At 72.9% G+C, this 1,246-nt stretch carries 1 protein-coding gene; it reads right to left on the reverse strand.

What is annotated here, in order from left to right:
• Positions 1-64: 64 nt before the first annotated feature.
• Entirely contained in the window at positions 65-1,078 is a 1,014-nt protein-coding gene (locus tag HMPREF0731_RS19770) for a YncE family protein (protein WP_007005987.1), read from the reverse strand.
• Between the last annotated feature and the right edge of the window lie 168 nt (positions 1,079-1,246).

Here is a 1,246-nt window from a genome sequence, read left to right on the forward strand (position 1 = left end):
GGCCCAGGCCGCGCCGAGCGCGCCGCCCAGCAGGCGGCGCCGTGTCAGGGGGAAGGCCATGCCGTCAATTGGTCACCGGCGCGCGCAGGGCGGCGGCGGCGGCGTAGAGGATGCCGTGCGGCGAGCGGCCGGTGCGGATCACCTCGCTCCTGCCGCTCTCGGGGTCGATCACCGCGACGCGGCCGACCCAGCGCAGCGTCGCCCAGATGCGGCCCTGCGGGTCGAAGGTCAGGTCGTCCGGCCCGCCGGGGATGCGCAGGCTGCGCACCACCTCCAGCGTGGTGGCGTCGATCAGGCTGATGCGGCTGTCGACGCGGCTGGTGGCATAGATGATGTCGTTCTTCGGCCCCATGAACAGCGCGTGCGCGCCGCGGCCGATGGTGATGCGCCGCTCGATGCTCTGGGTCGCGGGGTCGGCCACGGCCACGTAATCGCCGCCCATGATGCCGACCAGCAGCCGGTCCTTGTGCCAGATCACGCCGGCCGGCTCCGGCCCGATCTCCATCGACCAGAGCGGCTCCAGCGTCTCCAGGCTGATGGCGGCGAGCAGCCCATTGCCCTGCAGCGTGACGTAGACGGTCTTGCTGTCCGGGCTGAAGGCCAGGTGGCTCGGCATGTCGGGCATGGAATGGCGCTTGCGCAGGGTCAGCGCCGTGCCGTCCCAGCCATAGATGTCCACCTGGTCGCGCCGCAGGCTGGTGATGACCAGGGTGCGGCCATCCGGGCTGAAGCCCAGGTGGTAGGGGTTGGAGAGCGGCTCCCGCTTGATCAGCTCGCCGGTCAGCGGGTTGAGGAACAGCATCTCGTTGGCGCCGGAATCGCCCACCATCAGCGTGCTGCCATCCGGCGTCAGGGCCAGGTGGTGGACCTCGCGCAGCACGGGGATGCGGCGGCGCTCCTGCCGGGTCGCGGCGTCGAGCACCAGGATATTGGCCTCGCCCGAATTCAGCACGAAGACGAGGTCGCCCTCGCCCGCCGGGGCGGCGGCGGGGGACTGGGCCCGCAGCGCCGGCGGCAGCAGCGCCGGAACGGCGAGGCCGGACAACAGGGAGAGGGCGTGGCGACGGGTGAACCGCATGCGGCAAGGCTTTCGAGGCGCGACCTGGCGGCAGGGTAGCAGCCGCCGCCCCGGCGCCGCCAGCAGGGGGGCCGGGGGGACGACGGCGCCGGCCCCCCGCAGGGGCTTATAGTCCCGGCCCGCCGCCCCGGCGCCAGTGCTTCCTGCGCCGCCGGCACGGTTTTTCAT

This window comes from Pseudoroseomonas cervicalis ATCC 49957, assembly GCF_000164635.1.
Classification (GTDB): domain Bacteria; phylum Pseudomonadota; class Alphaproteobacteria; order Acetobacterales; family Acetobacteraceae; genus Pseudoroseomonas; species Pseudoroseomonas cervicalis.

What these genes read in the sequence shown, in the direction of transcription:
- HMPREF0731_RS19770 (WP_007005987.1), bottom strand. Translation starts at nt 1,078, where the DNA reads ATGCGGTTCACCCGTCGCCACGCCCTCTCCCTGTTGTCCGGCCTCGCC.